Source organism: Clostridium aciditolerans (assembly GCF_016316925.1).
GTDB lineage: Bacteria > Bacillota > Clostridia > Clostridiales > Clostridiaceae > Clostridium_AM > Clostridium_AM aciditolerans.
Genome location: NZ_JAEEGB010000041.1, coordinates 1 through 19,733 on the forward strand (window position 1 = coordinate 1; position 19,733 = coordinate 19,733).

The window sequence follows — 19,733 nt, forward strand, 5'->3', positions numbered from 1 at the left end:
ACTAAAATTAAGAAGAATATTATCGATATTATACTAATTTTTAATGGAAGTCAAAATTGACTTCCATTAGTGCGTTATTTACAGAATGCTATTTAGCCGCCACCAGTTCCCGACCAATTAATATACCAATATTTAATCTTACCAAAATAAGTATACTTACTGTCAACATCATACGAGTCTGGACCAATAGCAGGATTTTTACAAATATACATAGTGCCATATTGCGAGTCAGGAATTGGTCGTTCAGAAATCTCTGTCTTAAATGCTTTTACAAAATAACCTTCAAAAAATAGGTTTGTTCTTATAACTCTTTAAATTGTTGAATGAGTAAAAATATCAAATCCAATATAAAACGCTACCATGATAATACATGATAAGGCTATTTTAATACCTTTATTTCTCAATATTATATCCACCGCCTCATAATTTATAATTAAAGTTCTTGATCAATTTTCAACATTTATCTTAAACATAGCCTTAGATTAAAAGATAGAAATTTTATTTTAATTATTTATTTTGTATATCATATAAACTAACTTTTCTGTATAAGGTTCTAAGACCAATGCCTAATTCTTTTGCTGCTAAGGTTTTACCACTAGCATCCCATCCATATTTATCTAAAGTATTTTTTATAATTTGAAACTCAACATTTTTTATTTTAGGCTTTATATTTAAGTTGTTAGTATTAGAATTCATAGTGATTTTTTCTGTAAGGCTGCTTGGGGCAATAATATTATTTGTCTCAACATTCACTGCATATTCAATAACATTTTCAAGTTCTCTGACATTGCCTGGCCAATCGTAAGCTTTAAGAAGCTCAAGAGTTTTAGAGGAGAAACTTTTAATGTTCTTATCTAGTTTTTTGTTATATTTTTCTAAAAAGTGGATTGATAATAACTCAATATCATTTTTCCTATAACGAAGAGAGCATATATTAAAAGGAATTACATTTATCCTGTAATATAAATCAGCTCTAAATTCTTTTTTGCTAATCATATCCTCAATATTTTGATTAGTAGCAGCTATTACTCTAACATCTATATTAATTGGACGTATTCCACCTACACGGTAAATTGTATAATCTTGAAGTACTCTTAATAATTTTGCCTGTGTATATAAAGGCATTTCACCTATTTCGTCTAGGAAGATTGTACCTCCCTGTGCTAATTCAAATCGACCAGGTTTCCCACCTTTTCTTGCCCCTGTAAAGGCTCCTTCATCATAGCCAAATAGCTCGCTTTCAAATAAATTTTCAGGGATGCTTGCACAATTAATCGATATAAAAGGAGAGTTTGCCCTTTTGCTTGTGTAATGAATTGCTTTTGCAAATAGCTCTTTTCCTGTACCTGTTTCTCCTGTTATTAGAACGGTAGAGGAACTATTGGCTATCTTACTGACTCTTTCTTTAAGCTTTTGTATATCACTACTTATTCCTTTTATTTTATTCAGGTGATCATTAGATTCTGTATCACTAGGTATATCTGCTGTGGAATTTAATAATGAGTTTGGATAATCAAATTCTGTGTATTGGTAATCATTTACAAAAAGGCTTTCTATCAAATCAGAGATCTCATTTATAATATCAATATAAATATTGATATTATCAGTTAATTTCATTCGACCTTCTTTGGTAAAGGAAGTTAAGCAAAGGACTCCTATAGGGTTATCTTTATATTTTATTGTATTTAAAATTTCAATTGTAGATGGGCATTTATTGTCAAACCTACAACCATTACATTCGAGCATGTGCCCGGGTTTGTTCACTAAAGTACGTCCATTTGAAAGAACTTTTTTGATAGATGGACTATGTACTTCTAGGCCTTTATATTTTAAATAATTTTTTGTAGATATTATTAGATTAAAGTTATCATCAATAATTGCTGATTCAATATTAAGGGAAGTAGAAAGAAGATTAAGCAATTTTTCTATAGTCGGTTTAGCCTTTTTGAGTAAATCCATAAAACTCCTCCTTAAAAATCATAATTTTGGCAATGTATATGACAAAAATGGCGAGAGTATCGCAAACAACATTTTAATTGAATTATAAATTAGTAAAAAAAATAGAATTTACTTGGCATGAATTTTGCTATTTACATCATATATATAAATTAACTTATATGTAATATGTTATATATTATAACAATAAATGTAATTAAGATAAAGTTCTGTATTTACTATGACCTCAAAGTTAGGTAAACCAACGTTTGCGTAATTGCGCAAGCGATTAAAATAATAATAAAGATAAGGGGGAAAAAAATGAGCAATAATGAGGGACCTAGTAATAAGCTTCATGATAGTCTGCAGATAAGGAATACAGAGAAAAGGGATGGGGAACTTCGTCGTAGTCTACAAGCAAGACATCTTAACATGATAGCAATTGGAGGTGCAATTGGAACAGGGCTCTTTCTTGCTTGTGGTAATGCTGTAAGCTCAGCTGGGCCAGGTGGCGCACTGCTTGCATTTGCTGTTATGGGTATGCTTGTATACTTTATGATGCAATCTCTTGGAGAGATGGCAACACTTATTCCAAGTTCAGGTTCTTTCGAAACTTATGCTACAAAATTTATAGACCCAGCTCTTGGGTTTGCCCTTGGTTGGAACTACTGGGTTAGTTGGTCTACAACGGTAGCAGCAGAACTGGCAGCTAGTGCACTTATCATGAAATTTTGGTTTCCAAACATCCCAGGCTTGTATTGGAGTATTCTGTTCTTAGCAATTTTATTTACACTTAATGTTCTTTCAGCAAGGTCCTTCGGTGAGGCAGAATATTGGTTTGCAGGTATAAAGGTTGCAACGGTAATTATATTCCTTGTAGTAGGTGTGCTTATGATATTCGGTATTCTAGGAGGTACAGCTCCTGGATTCTCAAATTGGGTGGTTTCAGATGGCAAAGGCAATACCGGTCCTTTTATAGGTGGTGCAGCAGCTATATGTATAGCATTTTTTACAGCGGGATTCTCTTTCCAGGGAACTGAACTTGTTGGTATTGCAACGGGAGAGTCTGAAAATCCAGAAGTAAATGTTCCAAAGGCTATAAAAAATGTATTTTGGCGAATATTATTATTCTATATAGGTGCTATTATAGTTATAGGTTTTTTAATCCCATGGACAGAGCCTAACTTATTAAAGAGTGGTGCCATTCAAGATGTTGCCATTTCTCCATTTACTTTGGTATTTCAAAAGACAGGAATAGCCTTTGCTGCATCTCTCATGAATGCAGTAATCCTTACTTCTGTTTTATCAGCAGGTAACTCAGGACTATATGCTTCAACAAGAATCCTATATTCTATGGCTAAGAATGGTAAGGCTCCTAAGATGTTTACAAAAGTAAGTGCTAAAGGAGTTCCTGTATATGCACTAATGTTCACAACACTTGTAGGTACACTTTGCTTTCTTTCATCCTTTGTAGGTGATGGAACTATATATACATTCCTAGTTTCAGTAACTGGTGTAGCTGGTTTTATAACCTGGATTGGAATTTCAGCCTGTCATTATAGATTTAGAAAGGCATATATTGCACAAGGCGGCAAGGTTGAGGATCTTAAGTTTAAGGCTAAGTGGTATCCTTTTGGACCGATAGTAGCAGGAGTACTCACAGTATTAGTAATTTGCGGTATGAATTTAAGTGCCTTTACTGGCGATAAGATCGACTGGGTAAGTGTTATATTTAACTATGTAGGTGTCCCAATATTCCTTTTAGCTTGGTTAGGATATAAGATTGTCAAGAAAACAAAGGTAGTGCCTTTAATGGAAGTAGATTTCTCAATGGACGAGACAAATAAGGAATCCAAATAAGTAGAATGTTTTAACTGACTTGTATGTAAATGAGTGTTCATTGAACACCTGTACATATAAGTCGGTTTTTTTATTTTAGATTTGCTTATAGTTGTCACTTGTATTGCCAAATGTGGCAAAAAAGTAAAATGTAAAAGGAATTAGTATTGATAATATCATTGGAAATGTTTGGCACAAATTTTGCTTTAGGGTTATATAGGAGTAGTTAATATTATTTATAAAATAATTCTTCTTTATGATGAATATAAAATAGAGATGAGAATTTTATATTCATAAGAATATTAGCATCACAATAAAAATAATGGGGGGTTTTACTATGTTTAGAGACAAAGATGTACTTTCATTGGAAGGAAAAGTTGCAGTGGTAACAGGAGGAGCATCAGGAATCGGCCGCGCAACTTGTGAACTTTTAGCTGAATACGGAGCAAAGGTTGCTATCCTTGATATTAACGAAGAACTTGGCAAAAAGGCAGAGGAAGAAATAGTTAAAAATGGAGGGCAAGCTTTTTTCATAAAAAATAATGTTGTATCAAGAGAAGATTGTGAAAGAGCTGTAAATATTATTAAGGATAAGTATGGAAGAATTGATATTTTATTTAATAATGCAGGAGTAACAAAAAGAAAAACTGTAGTTAATCTTGAAGAGTCAGAGTGGGACTTTGTAGTTGACGTTACTTTAAAGGGTGCCTATTTAATGTCCAAATATGTGATTCCAGTAATGGCTGAGGGCGGCGGTGGAAGCATAATAAATACTGGCTCAGGCTGGGGATTAAAAGGTGGAGATGATGCTGCGGCTTATTGTGCTGCAAAGGGTGGAATTGTTAATTTAACTAGAGCAATGGCAATAGACCATGGAAAGCAAAACATAAGGGTAAATAGCATTAATCCTGGCGATACTAATACACCGCTATTAAGAGATGAAGGACGTCAGCTTGGCATTGATGATGAAGAATTCTTGAAATTATCAGCCGCTGGAAGACCACTTGAAAGGCTTGGAACTCCAAGGGATATTGCTAATGCAGTATTGTTCTTTGCTAGTGATCTATCTACATGGATTACAGGAGCTGCTCTTGTAGTTGATGGCGGTGGTCTAGCATAGGTAATGAAGTGGAAGTTGAATCAGATGGAAGTGTTAGAACTGGTAGTCATCTGATAAAAACCAAATTTAGTTAGGGGGTAAAAAATATGCCTATTAAAGGATATAAAAATCATCCGTATATACCTAATTCAAATATAGAAGTACAAAAAGAAATGTTAAGAGAAATTGGTCTTGAAAATCTTGAAGATCTTCATGATGAAATACCAGAGGAATTGAAATTAAAAGGTAATATGGAACTGCCTGAATGTTATCCTTCAGAATATGAGTTAAAAAGACATGTTGAGGGTATAATCGGAAAAAATAAAACCTGCAGTGAAAATTTGAATTTTTTAGGTGCTGGTTGTTGGCAGCATTTTGTGCCAGCGGTGTGCGACGAAATCAATTCAAGAGCTGAGTTTTTAACTGCATATGGTGGTGAGCCTTACGAAGATCATGGAAGATTCCAGACACTTTTTGAATATCAAAGTCTTGTAGCTGAGCTTGTTGACATGGATGTTGTAAATGTTCCTACTTTTGATTGGGCACAAGCAGCTGCAACTTCTATTAGAATGGCATCTAGAATAACAGGAAGAAATGAAGTTTTAATTGCAGGAACAATTGATGATGATAAATTACTTATTATAAAGAATTATTGTGCACCACAAATTAAATGTATACTTGTGGATTTTGATTCCAAAACAGGACAGGTGAATTTAACTGACCTTGAAAATAAGTTATCACAAGATACTGCTGCTGTTTATTTTGAAAATCCATCTTTCCTCGGTTTTATAGAAGAGGGTGGAGCGGAAATATCAAGAAAAGCACATGAAGCTGGAGCAATTAGTATTGTTGGTGTTGATTCAAGCTCCCTTGGAATTCTTCAGCCACCTAGAAAATATGGTGCGGATATAGTATGTGGAGATTTACAGCCCCTTGGAATTCATATGAACTATGGTGGTGGACAATCAGGATTTATTGCAACTAGAGATGAGGAAAAATATGTAATGGAGTTTCCTTCCCGTTTATTTGGTATAGCTCCAACAATAGTTCCAGGGGAATATGGTTTTGGTGATGTTGCCTATGAAAGAACTTCCTTTGCATTAAGAGAAGGTGGAAAGGAATATGTAGGTACACAAACCGCTAGTTTAGGTATAACTGCAGGTGTTTATCTATCCTTAATGGGACCTAAGGGAATGGAAGAATTAGGACAGACAATAATGCAGAAATCCCAATATGCAATAAAGGAATTAAATAATATTAAAAATGTAACAGGGTCATTATTTACTTCTGTATCCTTTAAAGAATTTGTTGTTGATTTTAATAAAACTGGAAAAACAGTTAAAGAAATAAATAATAAGCTTCTTAATAAAGGAATATTTGGAGGCTTGGATCTTTCAAAGAAGTTTCCAGGACTAGGTCAAGCGGCTTTGTATTGTGTAACTGAAATTCATTCAAAGAGAGATATAGACAGACTCGTAGGTGCTATAAAGGAAATTGTTGAAGAATAGTAGTTATATTGTTAAGGAAGGGAGTATTATAATGAAAAGAATTGATAGAAGCAATACACTAAGAAAATTTCATCAGGCAAAATGGGATGAGCCAATAATATTTGAGCTCAGCAAGAGTGGTGAAAGGGGAGTACTTGTACCAAAAGCAGAGAAAGAAATAGTGTCTGCAATTGGTGATGGTGTATCAAAGATTCCTGAAAGCATGAAAAGAGAGGGTTCGGTAAATCTACCTGAAATTTCGCAGGTAAGAGTTTTAAGACATTATCTTAGATTATCACAGGAAACACTTGGAGCAGATCTTAATGTGGAAATAGGCCAGGGAACTTGTACCATGAAGTACAGCCCTAAAGTAAATGAACAATTAGCCAGAATGTCAAAGGTTACAGAACTTCATCCTCTGCAGGAGGAGAGTACAGTTCAGGGAACTCTTGAAATAATGTATAGATTAGATCATATGATGAGAGAAATTTCCGGTATGGATAGATTTTCATTCCAGCCAGGTGGTGGAAGCCAAGCAATTATGACAATGGCATCAATTATAAAGGCTAAGCATATTTTTACTGGTGAAGATAATAAAAGAGATGAAGTTATAACAACAATCTATTCACATCCATCAGATGCAGCAGCAGCAGCTTTAAAAGGCTATAAAATAATAACAATTTATCCTGATGAGGAAGGATATCCAGATATAGAAGCACTTAAACATGCAATTTCAGATAGAACAGCAGGACTTATAGTTGCAAATCCTGAAGATACAGGAGTATATAATCATAGAATAAAGGAATTTACAAGGCTTATACATGAAGCCGGTGGAGTATGCTGCTACGACCAAGCTAATGCTAATGGATTATTAGGTGTAACAAGAGCAAAGGAAGCAGGTTTTGACATGTGTTTCTTTAATTTACACAAGACCTTTTCAAGTCCACATGGCTGTGGCGGCCCAGCTTGTGGAGCAGTTGGAGTGACAAAGGAATTTGAGCAGTTCTTACCTGTTCCATTAGTGGATTTAAAAGATGACAGCTATTTCTTAAACTATGACCTACCAAACAGCATCGGTAAGGTAAGAGCATTTTATGGAGTACCACAGGTAGCTTTAAGGGCATATTCATGGATTATGAGTCTTGGTGCTGAAGGACTATATGAGGTTGCAAAGATTGCGGTGCTTAATAACAACTATTTATTTAGAAAAGTTCTTCAAATCAAAGGTGCAAGTGCTCCATTTATTGAAGGAAAACAAAGAATTGAACAGGTTAGGTACAGTTGGAAAAAGCTCACAGAGGATACTGGTATAACAACAGAAAATGTTCAAAATAGAATGTTTGATTTTGGGCTGCACTATTGGACTAGTCACCATCCATATATTGTGCCACAACCATTTACTCTTGAGCCTACAGAATCATATTCAAAAGAAGATCTTGATGAATATATTAATGTATTAACTGAGATTTCAAGGGAAGCCTATGAGGAGCCAGAAATCCTTAAAAATGCTCCACACAATAGTGTTGTCCATAAAATAGATGATTCAGAATTTGAAGACCCTGAAAAATGGGTGCCAACCTGGAGAATGTATTTGAAGAAAGCAGAGAGCCCAAATCTTAAGTAGGCATCCAAAATCCATGATTTTGAGATGATCACTTACACAGAGTGCTGATTTGGCGTGAATCGCTTTCGCAGAGCGTAAACAGAAAATTATTAGTAGTTAGGATGAGTACCATGAAAAAAGTAGGATTAATTATAAACCCAATCGCAGGAATGGGGGGAAGAGTTGGACTTAAAGGAACAGATGAGGCAGAAATAGTTGAAAAAGCTATAGAGCTTGGGGCTGTTCCCGAGGCTCCAGAAAAAGCAATAAAGGCATTAAAGGAATTATTAATACTCAAGGATGAAATTGAAATTTTAACTCTTTCCGGAGAAATGGGTGGAGTTGAAGCGGAAGGGCTTGGATTTAAAGTGAAACTGATAGGTAGTATATCTTCTGATAAAACAACCCGAGAGGATACTATTAATGCTGCTAAAAAATTGCTTGAGGGAAATGTGGATTTACTGCTATTTGCAGGTGGTGATGGAACTGCAAGAGATATTTATAAGGCAGTAGGCACCAATCTTGTAGCTATAGGAATTCCAACTGGAGTTAAAATGCATTCTGCAGTATACGGAGCAACACCATCTAAATCCGGTGAGTTAGCACTGCAATATCTACAAAATAAGATTCGAAAAGTACAGGATATAGAGGTTATGGATATTGACGAAGAAGCCTTTAGACAAGGTATAGTTACTGCAAAACTTTTCGGATATTTAAAGGTACCTTCCAGTAAAAAATTTTTACAAGGGCTGAAATGTGGAGCTATTTTAAATGAGGAAGTATCAAAGGAAGCTATTGCTGTAGATATAATAGATAATATGCAGGAGGATGTTTACTATTTAATTGGCCCAGGTAGTACAACAGTTCCAATTATGAAAAAACTCAATCTTCCGCATACATTGCTTGGGATAGATGTTGTCTATAATAAAAAAGTTATTCAACTTGATGCAGCGGAAGAACAAATCTTAAACATAATAAATGATAAGCCTTTTAAAATTATTGTTACTCCAATTGGTGGACAGGGATATATATTTGGAAGGGGTAATCAGCAAATTAGTCCTAGAGTTATAGAAAAATCAGGTAAAGAAAATATAATTGTAGTAGCAGTAAAACAAAAGATATACTCACTTGGAGGTAAGGAATTTCTAGTGGATACTGGTAACTCTGAAATAGATAAGATGCTTCAGGGGTATATAAATGTTGTAGTAGGGTATGGTGAAAGAATAGTTTATAAAATTGGATAATGAAAGTTTAAAACACAATAGAGTAAAATTTTTATTAAAGTCTGAAGTAATTTGTTTGCTTAAATATTTACTAAGTGTAGAAAATATCTCAATAAAAAGCAGGTATAAGAATTAAATGATTCTTATACCTGCTTTCTTAATATAAGAGTATTATGAAAAAGAAAGGAATTTTAAACATCATCAATAAGACTATCAAAGCCAGATCCCTTGCCCCAAACAGATATAACAGGAGCAACATTTACAAAGGCGTTTGCATCCCTGTGGGCTATAAATCTTTTGATTAACATAGATTCACGTGGAGAGCAAATTGTAACTAACTTAGTTCGGGTTAGATTCATATAGCCGCCCTTAATTTGATAAGTGCTAACACCTCTTTTTAGTTCATGAAGTATATAATTTGTTATCTCTTCATGTTTTTCACTTATTATTTCTATTTGAACCTTTTTAGAGCCGAATCCAAAAAGGACTGTATCTATTGCTTTCATAAGTATTATCTGAGAAATAACTGCGTACAAGGCTATATTCATACCATAAATAATAGCTGAAGATATAATTATTGCACCATCGATACCAAGCAAAATCTCACTAATACCAATAAAAGGGAAAAGTTTATGGTGAAAGATTTTCGCTAAGGTGTCAGTTCCACCAAAAGAAAATCCTCTTTTTAGTATAAGTCCACAACCTAATCCACTTAGTATTCCATAGTAAACTGAGGCTAGCATTAAGTCGTTGTGTATAAAAGAAATGTGCAGCTTATCAAAGATAATTAGAATTATTGGAAAAAGTAGAGATACAGTCATTATTTTAAATCCTTCTCTTTTTCCAAGGGTTATCCATGCAATAGTAAGCACTAATATTGATAGCGCATAGTAAACGTAGGTATACCTTATGTGTATTAACTTGTCCGTTATGATTGATATACCAGTAATTCCTCCAGTGATTAAACCAGCTGGTTTTAAAATTGAAGTAGTTGAAAATGCGCAGAGGACACATCCAGTTATTAAAAATACTAAGTCCAGCGCAAGTTTTTTGTAGTCAATTTTCTGCATCTTACCACCCTCTATAATGATTTCATACTGAACTAGTATATCACAGGATGTTTTAAGATAACATATGTAGAATATTAAATTTATGTTAAAACAAAAGCTCATATGTTACTAAGCAAAAGACGGGCAAAGCTACCCTATGAGTTAAGCTTGAGCTACGGTTATGAACTTTACATACCACAGTTCATTTTAGATTTAAGGATTTTGAGTATAGTAATAATAAGCGTGGCGAAGTTGCTTTTAAGATTATATACAGTTTAAAATACATATGTATAATTCAAAAAATCAATTAATAGACATATATAAATAGATGTATTTATATCCTAGGGGGAATTGGTATGAAAGTAAGAGATATCTTAGAAAGAAAAGCTAAGGATACCCTAGTTAAAGCTGGGTCAGAATTACTGAGTAAGAATCCCGAAAAAAATGTTGATAAATTATTTGATGTGTTTGAAAAGGCAGTTCACAAAGATGAGGAAAACTTAGAAAGATTGAAAGTTATAAAAGATATGTACAATAATAACCTTCCTACCCGTGAATTTATTAACGATATTTTAAAAAATACTGATAAAAAATGCATAAAAAAACTATTTACAAATTTTTTTGCTAATGCTGCATGGTATGGCATGCCTAAAAGAGCTAAGTATTTTGAGGAAACAGGTACAAAGACACCCTTTGTGCTTTTGATAAGTCCTTCAATGAGGTGTAATCTAAGATGTACTGGCTGCTATGCTTCTAGTTATAGCAAAGAAGATGATATACCATATGAAGAAATGGATAGAATTATTAAAGAAGCAAAAGAGTTTGGGACATATTATTTTATAATTTTGGGAGGAGAACCTTTCTTTAATGAATATATGCTAGATATATATAAAAAGCATAAAGACTGCATGTTTACTCCATTTACTAACGGTACATTATTTGATGAAACTTTAGCTGATAAAGTTAAAGAGTTAGGTAATGTAATACCTATGTTTTCTCTTGAAGGTTTTGAAGAGGACACCGACAAAAGAAGAGGAAAAGGAGTATTCAAAAAGGTTATGCATGCTATGGAGCTTTTAAAAGAAAGAGGAGTTCTTTTTGGAGTTTCGTCAGCTACAAGTAGAGAGAATGTGGATACTGTAACATCCGATGAGTTTATAGATATGCTTGTAGAAAAAGGAGCAAGAATGGGCTGGTACTTTATGTATATGCCTGTAGGAAAAGACCCAGATATAAATTTGATGCTTACATCTGAACAAAGATTAAAATTAGGGGAAAGAGTTAGAAAACTTAGACAGGATAAACCTTATTTCATGATAGATTTCTTTAATGATGCACCATATGTTGGAGGGTGTATAGCAGGCAAATATTATTGTCATATCAACTCCCATGAAGATGTAGAACCATGTATTTTTGCACATTTTGCAGTAGATAACTTAAAGAATAAAAAGCTTATGGATGTATTTAAATCAGATTTATTTAAAGAACTGAGAAGTAGGCAGCCTTATAACGAAAATTTACTAATGCCATGTATGATGATAGATAATACTAGTGTAGTTAGAGAAGTAGTAGACAAAACAGGTGCAAAACCTACAGATGAAGGTGCAAGAATGATGATAGAGGATAAGGATTTTCAAAGAAAACTAGATGAAATAGCGGAAGATTTTAAGCCTTTAGCAGAAAAAGCATGGAAAGAACAGTTTGATTGTAAAGGAAATTATAAAATGTCAAAAGGATAAAAGTAGCCCTAGCATATATATCAGTAGTGTTTTCTAAAGATAGAATAACATAATATGCTGGGGCTTTTTTTACTTCACATTATGCTCTAAAAATAACATTTTCTTTACTAAACATGTATCTCGAAAATAAAACTGCAGCAATTATATATACTATCATCCATCCAAAGGTTATAGCTATATGTGTCGTATTATGTATACCCATTAAAAACTCTTTTGTTAAACAGGAAACATTAGCTATAGGTATACTAAAATAATAAGTTTCTATATTTTTACCATTCTTCATCATTGTGGCATAAACTAATATCATAGCTATTATTGTAACAGGACTTAAGTAGGTTTGAGCTTCCTTTGAAGATTTTGCATAAATGCTTATAGATAGGCCTAAGGCTCCAAAAACCATTGTTAGCATTATAGGTAAAATCATTATTAAAAGGATAGTTCCCATTCCAATGTTAATGTCCTTTGCGTTCTGAAATATTCCATTAGGTTGATTCATAGTAATAAACAATCCGACTAAATACGCTAATGATACTATCATTCCCATTATGGTAATTGCTAGAAATTTGCCCCAAAGTAAAGACATTCTGCTTGCTTTAGTAGTTAATAGTGGTTCTAAAGTACCTCTTTCTTTTTCAGCTACGCCTAATTCCAATGACGGTGCCACTGTACTACCTACGCTTCCTACTATTAATAACAAAGGTATCATAATATTAAGCATTAACATTCCGGTACCGCTTTCCTTTTTAGCTATAGTATCTTCTACAACGTTTATTGGTGTCAATATTTTTGAATCTATATTTCTTTTTTCTAATCTATTTGAAACTATAGCTTTTGAATATTTAGCTATGTAAGAATTTAATATTTCAACAGCCCGCATACCATCACTGCTGGAGTTGTCATAAGTTAGTGTAATATTTTCATTCATATCCTTACTTATAGTTTCATCAAACCCTTCTGGTATAGTTATTCCTGCTAAGATTTTACCATCTTTTACATCCTGTTTTATATTATTAGAGCTAACTATTTTTATATTCTTTTGTGATTTTAGAAACTCTGTAAAATTGCTATTGCCTTTATCAACTATAGTTATTCTCAAATTATTTTCTACATTTTTATAGCTGTTACTTGTGGCTTTTCCAATAACCAATGAAATTATAGGGAGAAGAAGCATAGGGATTAATATGCTCATGATTATTGTCTTTTTATCTCTAAATAAATCTAAAAGTTCTTTTTTAAATACTACAGCTATAATATTATTTTTCATTTTTATCACCTACTAACTTCATGAATATTTCTTCCATGTCATTATTATTGTATTTAGATTTTAGACTTGTTATCGTTCCTGTTTCTATAATTCTCCCTTTATGAATTATTATAATTCTATCGCAAAGCTTTTCTACTTCGGACATACTGTGGCTTGAAAATATAACAGCTTTGTTATCTGACTTACATTTTTTTATAAAATCCTGCACTATTCTAGCTGCAGTAACATCCAATCCATATGTTGGTTCATCAAACAATACTACTGATGGATTATGTACTATGGACCTAGCTATAGAAATTTTTTGCTTCATCCCTCTTGAAAATTTACCTACTCTTCTATCTAAATATTCCTTCATCTCAAGATTTTCAGCTAAATATTCTATGCTTTTTTCTGTTTCTTCCTTTGACATTCCATTAAGCTCAGCAAAATATCTTATATTTTCTCTTCCGGTCAATCTGTCATAAAGCCCAACTTCTCCACCAAAAAGTATTCCTATTTCTCCTCTTACCATTTCAGGGTCTTTATTTACATCGTAATTGTTTATTAAAGCTGTTCCTGATGTAGGCTTGAGCATAGTTGCAAGTATTCTAAGTGTAGTTGTTTTTCCTGCTCCATTTTCTCCAAGAAGTCCTACTATTTCGCCCTTATTAACCTCAAAGCTAATACTATTTACAGCTGAAACATCTTTAAATGTTTTAGTTAATGATTGAACCTTAATCATATTTTTCCTACCTTTCTTTTGTATTTAGAACTAATAATTACTATTATAGTAATTAACTAAACTAGTGGCAAACATATTAAGAAAAGAAATTAGCCAATACCTGATAAATTTAGGTATTGGCTTTTAATCTGAGGTTTTCTATAGAAACAGTCAGCTAAGGAAGAACTACAAAGGCTGAAGGAACTTTACGTTCTCCAGATGAGTTGCTTGGAGTATTTATTACATTACCTTTATAATACATGGTAGAGGAGCTTCCACCATCTAATAATGCCGCATTTACAGCACCGTTTTTAAGTAAGACATCTGTTACATCTTTTACTGTTGCTCCAATAGAGTTTGTATTTCTGCCATCGGTAACAAGAAATATTACTGTACCGTCCGCCATTTGGCCTATGGCTGTTCTTGGTCCTACACCTAGGTCTAAGCTGTTTACTCCAGATACTGATTTGCCATTAATAATAAGAGGTAATCCATACCCAACCGCTTCTTTTACACCTTTAGCTTTTAACTCCTCTAAAGTATAACTTCCTATAATTAATTTTCCTTCATCAGTAAAACCAGTGGTGTCAAATTTAGTTGTTTTATCATTAGATTGTGTATATATAAATTTTCCATCCTTTATTATAAATCCACAAGGCAATTGATCCATATAAAATGCACCTGCATTAATGGCAGCTATGGCATTCTGAGATTTGGCAAGCTCACTTGTAGTATTATTTGTTTTCCCAAGCTGTGAACTATAGGCAACTGCCACTTTTTTAGGATTAGGAATAATCATGACTTTTCCACTATAGCTTTCAGAGTTTTTAATATCATTTACAGTAATGTTACTCTCAATTTTGTTATCAGACGCTAATAATTTGTCTGCATGAGCAGTGTTAACTTTTGCATTAGTAAGCAATATACAGCTTAGAGATAATAATATTGCTATACCAAGCAAAGAAAATTTAACATATCTTTTATTCTTTGAAATCATTATAATCCTCCTTTTAATTCCTGATTTATCTGACAATATGCCCATAGTTCCTAATAGGTGGTTTTGCTTTGAAGTTATTTCTAAAAGATGTACAAGCGTATATCCATATTCAGACTTTTCTTTTTCACTCATATAGGACATTGCCATGGTATCACAGGCTATTTCACAGTCTTCACGCATTTTATAAAAGCCATACCAGATAATAGGGTTAAACCAGTGCAGTATTTTTAAGATTACAACTACCCAGTTAATTAAGTTATCTTTTCTCTTAAAATGGCATAGCTCATGAAGAAATATATGCTTTAGTTCATCATCACTAATTTTATGGTATGTATCCTTCGGTATAAGCAGTACTGGTCTGAAGATCCCAAAAAGTGAAGGTGTAGAAACATTATTAGTGAAAAAAGCAGGTATATCTTTCTTTATATTTAAGGCAGCTTTGCACTCACTAAGCTTTTGGTCAACAATATCATTATCTGCTAATATCCACTGCTTATTTTTAACTATAATTTTTAAGTTAATAAAAATAGTGTAAAGTGTAAAAATAAAAACTCCTGACAGCCAAATAAGCATAAGAATATTTTTGAGATTAAACTTATCTTTAGAAACTTCATGATTAGTTTTATTTGTTATATTATTTGTTTCAGGTAAGGATATCCTTGGAATTTGTATATTGCCTTCTATATTAGGAGTAAAGCTTCTCTCAGTTAATGCTATTTTTTCAGCTGCTGGTTTTACAGTGTTAAATATGCTCATAGAGCTTGAAGGAAGAGAAGGCATTAAAAGTCTTATCAATAATATTAACCATATAAGATACTGCCAATTTGGACTTAGTGTATCTTTAACTATTAATTTTACAATTAAAATTACTCCTATAAGAATGCTTGCAGCAATAGAGGAGACAACTATCCAATTAAAAATTAGGGTAAGTTCTGACATAGCTTTTTATCTCATTTCTTTACTTTTATCAAGGATTTTTTTAAGTTCATCAATTTCTTCATCGGATAGATTTTGTTCCTCTACTATATTGGATATCATAAGATTTAATGAGCCGTTATAAACCTTTGAAAGAAAAGATTTATATTCTTTTTTTGTATAATCCTCTTTAGATATAATAGGATAGCAAATATATGGAGAGGATCCTTCTTCGATTTTTATTGCTTCCTTCTTAACAAGTCTATTAATTAAAGTATATATTGTGGTGGGACTCCACTTAGTAACAGGTTTAAGCTTCTCAATAATTTCACTGGAGGTTAAGGGGGATTTATCCCACAATACCTTCATAACTTCCCATTCAGAATCTGAAATTTTAGGCAATTTTTTCATTATCATTACTCCTCTCTACAGTTGTAGAATACAATTTCATTCTACAGTTGTAGAGGGGGAATGTCAATACAATTTATTCTGCTAGTAATCTTTTTGATTAATATTTGTCTTATTAGTTATTAACTTTTGAATAACAAGTGATTTGATACTGATAGAGAGGCGTAAATAAGTTTAAAAATTAAAATTTTATATTAATAGAAAAATGACAGAAAATGCAGAATGTATTATAATATATTTGATTACTTCAGCAGTAAACTTAAGTAAAAGGAGGTGTTATTATTAATATAGAGATTAAAAAAGGTGTTAAAGAGTATTTAAATCAAAAGAATCTTCAAGATATTTATATAGAAATGGACAATAGAGGAGGATGCTGCTCAGGACCTGTTTTTGTTCCTGTAATCAAGTTAGGAGAACCGGAGGAGAGCGAAAATTATGAGAGTTTTGTCCAAGATGGGATTACAGTGTATGTCCCTAAAACAATAATGACTGAAGAAAATAAAGATGTTAAAATTAAGCTTCGCAACATTTTAGGACATAAGTCTTTAATTGTAAACGGGGTACTTGCATATAAACAAAAAACCTGGCAAAAGAAAAAGTACTAAGGATATAGTTGTTAATTCAAAATACTTCTTATAAAAATAGTAGCCTCACCTATATGTGGAGCTACTATTTTGCGTTTCTTAATCCTATTGTATAAAAAATTCTTCTAATATCTCATCACTATAAATCTTTTTGCAAATAAAATAATAAAGTATTTGTATAAACAAAAATACTAAGGAAATTATTAAATTAGAATGCATAAAATACTTTCTTACATCAGATGTTCCATCTTGGCTGAAGATTATAGTATAGGTGAAGGCTAATATAATCCCGATGACAGGTCCTATAAAAAATAAGGGTTTAAGTTCACTTCCTATTTGCTGTTTTACCTCTTCATCTGAAATTCCTATTTTGTACATACTGTTAAACCTCTTTTTATCATTATCAATATCTGATAATAGCTTCAAAAACAACACTATAGCTGTAGCTATAAAAAAGAATAGTCCTAAAGAGCCTGAGGTGAATAGCAATAGTGTGGCTGATTGCTTATTATAATTGTAACTGCCAATTTTTGAGGCAACCTCTAGAGGATTTTCATGTTTATTTAAAGCTGAAGGTATTTCTTTTACATTTTTATTTACTATATCAAGCTCATTTTTTAGCTCTTCAACAATAGGTCTTGTAGTTTTCCAATCATTAAAATTATATAGCTGAAACCTACCAAGTGCACAGATGTCTTTTTGATCCTTAATAAAATTATAATCACTCTCATTCAAAACAATAATGTTAGAGTAACAGTAATTGCTACTTTTAAATAACGCTTTATAAACAACCGCTTGTTCATATAATTCATATGTGCCACTGTTGAGAGTAAAGTTTAACTTAAGGGGTTCTATGTTCTTTTTATCAGTTTCATCCTTTCTTTCAAACTGACAAAGAGATATGAATTTGTCCTTATCAACTCTTAAATTTGTTTTTCCTAATTTATTTATCTCTTTATCTGTCATAAGAATATAGAGATTTGGCATTTTATTAGTCACATAATAATATATAAATTCAAGTGTTTCATGCGCTTTTATCTTTTCATTATTTTTAACTATTATTCTCTTTACTTTTTCATCAGAAATTATATTTTTATCTTTAATTTCAGCATAAGAAATGTCATAAGTATTTGTATCTACTGCACTTTTTTCAGCTGTGATACAAAAGCTAAGCATAGCACCTACATAAAATATAACTACTGCAACTAACATTGAGAGGATAAATATTATTTTCTTAGTATCCTTAAACTTGCTATTTATATAGGTTATTAATATTAATTTATTATAGTAGACTTTTTTATTTTTTTTACAAAGTTTTATCAATATTTCTCCAAATTGGGATATTATCATGTATACGCCTATTGGAATTAATATAGTTGATAATAGTAATGCTTGTCCTTGGTATCTGCCCATAAATTCTAGATACAAAAATATTGACGCACACACAACTATGACTATTCCAACAATAGCTAATAGGGGATTGTTAACCCTGTTGTTTTGAACTTTTCTATTTTCCTTTAATAGTGTAATTATCTCAAATTTATAGGTAGTTGTTATTGTTGTAATTAAGTTAACAAAATATATACCTAAAAATATGCTAACTGAAAATATAAAGTTTTTAAAACCTATAGTGTAAGCTATTCCTCTAACTTCTAAAAGCCTTGTTATAACAATAAAAAATAGCCTTGAGAAAACGGCTCCTGTTAAAAGTCCTAATAGTATTGCACCAAAAGCAACTATTATATTTTCATAAATGATAATTTTTCTAATATCTTCAATTGTCATGCCCAGATTCATAAATACACCAAATTCTTTTTTTCTCCACTTTATAAATGAAGAATGGGCATAGCTTATAAAAAATATACAAAACACTGCTAAGGCTACATTAGGAATAATCAACATCTGCAAAATACCTTTTTCTATTTGAGATGTTGTCCATAGTTTTTCATTAAAAATTAATGTTGAATATATAAAAAACATTGTTATAATGAAGCTGTTGCATAAGTAGTATACTAAGTATTTTTTTATATTTCCCTTAAAGTTTTTAATCGCTATATCTTTAAATGTCATAGCTTTCACCTCCGAGTACAGCTAAGGAGTTAAAGATGCTATCTAAGAATTCTTTTCTTGTACCTTTTTTAATAATTTCTGAGTGTATTTTTCCATCTTTAATAAATATAATCCTGTTGCAAAAACTTGCTGCAAAAACATCATGAGTTACTACTAATATAGTTGATTGAAGTACTCTATTCATCTTTTCAAAGCATTCCATAATACCTTTTGAGGACTTTGAATCTAAATTTCCAGTTGGCTCGTCTGCAAAGATTATTGATGGGTCGTTAATAAGTGCTCTACTTACAGCAACTCTCTGTTGCTGTCCTCCTGATATGTTATAAGGATATTTATTTGCTATATTATATATTTCAAAAAGCTTCATAAGCTCTCCAGCTTTCTTTTCTATCTCATCTGAGGGTTTTTTATCTAAAATCATTGGAAGCATTATATTTTCCTTTAAGGTTAAGCTATCTAAAAGATTAAAATCTTGAAATATATAGCCTATTTCTCTTCTCCTAAATAAAGCCAGCTCTTTTTTGCTCATTTCACATATCAATTTATTATTTATTGTTACTTTTCCTGAGGTTAACCTATCAATACCACTCAATACATTAAGTAGTGTTGTTTTTCCGCTGCCAGAGGGACCCATTATACCTACAAACTCTCCAGTATCTATACTAAAAGATATTCCGTTTAACGCCTTTGTTGATCCTTCGCCTCTTTCACTACCATATATTTTTGTTAAATTATTTGCTTTTAAAATTTCCATAATAATCAGCTCCCTTTCATCTACAATCTTAAGGTTATTTACCACATATAAAAATTTATCTACGTGA

At 32.1% G+C, this 19,733-nt stretch carries 15 protein-coding genes; 7 read left to right on the plus strand and 8 right to left on the minus strand.

Features of this window, described 5'->3' with window-relative positions:
* Positions 1-507: 507 nt before the first annotated feature.
* Positions 508-1,959, minus strand: a complete 1,452-nt coding sequence (locus I6U51_RS21700; protein WP_211144652.1) for a sigma-54 interaction domain-containing protein — start codon at positions 1,957-1,959, stop codon at positions 508-510.
* Between the two features lie 297 nt (positions 1,960-2,256).
* On the opposite strand from I6U51_RS21700, the gene I6U51_RS21705 reads away from it, so the two are divergent.
* The 5 genes from I6U51_RS21705 (at position 2,257) to I6U51_RS21725 (ending at position 9,207) form a co-directional block, all read left to right on the plus strand.
* The gene (locus I6U51_RS21705; protein ID WP_211144653.1) at positions 2,257-3,795 is read left to right on the plus strand and encodes an amino acid permease; all 1,539 of its coding nucleotides are present in this window, start codon (positions 2,257-2,259) and stop codon (positions 3,793-3,795) included.
* 316 nt (positions 3,796-4,111) lie between these two features.
* Positions 4,112-4,894: an SDR family NAD(P)-dependent oxidoreductase gene (locus tag I6U51_RS21710; protein WP_211144654.1), complete on the plus strand. Its 783-nt coding sequence runs from the start codon at positions 4,112-4,114 to the stop codon at positions 4,892-4,894.
* 86 nt (positions 4,895-4,980) lie between these two features.
* Entirely contained in the window at positions 4,981-6,381 is a 1,401-nt protein-coding gene (gene gcvPA / locus I6U51_RS21715) for an aminomethyl-transferring glycine dehydrogenase subunit GcvPA (protein WP_211144655.1), read from the plus strand.
* Positions 6,382-6,412: 31 nt separating this feature from the next.
* Positions 6,413-7,984, plus strand: a complete 1,572-nt coding sequence (gene gcvPB / locus I6U51_RS21720) for an aminomethyl-transferring glycine dehydrogenase subunit GcvPB (protein WP_211144656.1) — start codon at positions 6,413-6,415, stop codon at positions 7,982-7,984.
* Positions 7,985-8,094: 110 nt separating this feature from the next.
* Positions 8,095-9,207: an ATP-NAD kinase family protein gene (locus tag I6U51_RS21725; RefSeq protein ID WP_211144657.1), complete on the plus strand. Its 1,113-nt coding sequence runs from the start codon at positions 8,095-8,097 to the stop codon at positions 9,205-9,207.
* A 170-nt stretch (positions 9,208-9,377) separates the two neighbouring features.
* On the opposite strand, the gene I6U51_RS21730 is transcribed toward I6U51_RS21725, so the two are convergent.
* A complete protein-coding gene (locus I6U51_RS21730) occupies positions 9,378-10,256 on the minus strand; it encodes a YitT family protein (protein ID WP_211144658.1) in 879 nt (292 codons plus the stop codon).
* A 335-nt stretch (positions 10,257-10,591) separates the two neighbouring features.
* Here I6U51_RS21730 and I6U51_RS21735 point away from each other — a divergent pair, with 335 nt between their 5' ends.
* Complete coding sequence (locus tag I6U51_RS21735; protein ID WP_211144659.1) at positions 10,592-11,974, plus strand: radical SAM/SPASM domain-containing protein; 1,383 nt, start codon at positions 10,592-10,594, stop codon at positions 11,972-11,974.
* 79 nt (positions 11,975-12,053) lie between these two features.
* Here I6U51_RS21735 and I6U51_RS21740 read toward each other — a convergent pair whose 3' ends face one another.
* The 4 genes from I6U51_RS21740 to I6U51_RS21755 all read right to left on the minus strand — a co-directional run bounded on the left by I6U51_RS21740 (position 12,054) and on the right by I6U51_RS21755 (position 16,267).
* Complete coding sequence (locus I6U51_RS21740; protein WP_211144660.1) at positions 12,054-13,238, minus strand: ABC transporter permease; 1,185 nt, start codon at positions 13,236-13,238, stop codon at positions 12,054-12,056.
* Positions 13,228-13,959, minus strand: a complete 732-nt coding sequence (locus I6U51_RS21745; RefSeq protein WP_211144661.1) for an ABC transporter ATP-binding protein — start codon at positions 13,957-13,959, stop codon at positions 13,228-13,230. The genes I6U51_RS21740 and I6U51_RS21745 overlap by 11 nt, the downstream gene beginning before the upstream one ends.
* Before the next feature lie 154 nt (positions 13,960-14,113).
* The gene (locus I6U51_RS21750; protein ID WP_211144662.1) at positions 14,114-15,874 is read right to left on the minus strand and encodes a M56 and phosphodiester glycosidase domain-containing protein; all 1,761 of its coding nucleotides are present in this window, start codon (positions 15,872-15,874) and stop codon (positions 14,114-14,116) included.
* Positions 15,875-15,880: 6 nt separating this feature from the next.
* Positions 15,881-16,267, minus strand: coding sequence for a BlaI/MecI/CopY family transcriptional regulator (locus tag I6U51_RS21755; protein WP_343069819.1), 387 nt, complete (start codon positions 16,265-16,267; stop codon positions 15,881-15,883).
* A gap of 284 nt (positions 16,268-16,551) precedes the next feature.
* Here I6U51_RS21755 and I6U51_RS21760 point away from each other — a divergent pair, with 284 nt between their 5' ends.
* Positions 16,552-16,863, plus strand: a complete 312-nt coding sequence (locus I6U51_RS21760; protein WP_343069830.1) for a CC/Se motif family (seleno)protein — start codon at positions 16,552-16,554, stop codon at positions 16,861-16,863.
* 84 nt (positions 16,864-16,947) lie between these two features.
* Here I6U51_RS21760 and I6U51_RS21765 read toward each other — a convergent pair whose 3' ends face one another.
* Positions 16,948-18,912: an FtsX-like permease family protein gene (locus I6U51_RS21765; RefSeq protein WP_211144664.1), complete on the minus strand. Its 1,965-nt coding sequence runs from the start codon at positions 18,910-18,912 to the stop codon at positions 16,948-16,950.
* On the minus strand, positions 18,902-19,666 hold the full coding sequence (locus tag I6U51_RS21770) for an ABC transporter ATP-binding protein (protein ID WP_211144665.1): 765 nt from the start codon (positions 19,664-19,666) through the stop codon (positions 18,902-18,904). The genes I6U51_RS21765 and I6U51_RS21770 overlap by 11 nt, the downstream gene beginning before the upstream one ends.
* Between the last annotated feature and the right edge of the window lie 67 nt (positions 19,667-19,733).